The following is a 224-nucleotide window of genomic DNA, read 5'->3' on the forward strand; positions in this document are numbered from 1 at the left end:
ACGTTGATAGGCCGGGTGTGTAAGCGCAGCGATGCGTTGAGCTAACCGGTACTAATGACCCGTGAGGCTTAACCTTACAACGCCAGAGGCGTTTTGCGAGACCGATTTTCAGCTTGTTTTGCCGGATAACAGAATTTGCCTGGCGGCCACAGCGCGGCGGTCCCACCTGACCCCATGCCGAACTCAGAAGTGAAACGCCGTAGCGCCGATGGTAGTGTGGGGTC

General features: G+C 57.1%; 2 rRNA genes. Both read left to right on the forward strand.

The features are described 5' to 3' along the window. Nucleotides 1-76, forward strand: a 23S ribosomal RNA gene (locus tag C1Y41_RS19800); the annotation flags it as partial. A gap of 62 nt (nt 77-138) precedes the next feature. Next, nucleotides 139-224 (forward strand): 5S ribosomal RNA (rrf, locus tag C1Y41_RS19805); the annotation flags it as partial.

The sequence above is a fragment of the Pantoea sp. ICBG 1758 genome, assembly GCF_002928325.1.
GTDB lineage: Bacteria > Pseudomonadota > Gammaproteobacteria > Enterobacterales > Enterobacteriaceae > Pantoea > Pantoea eucrina.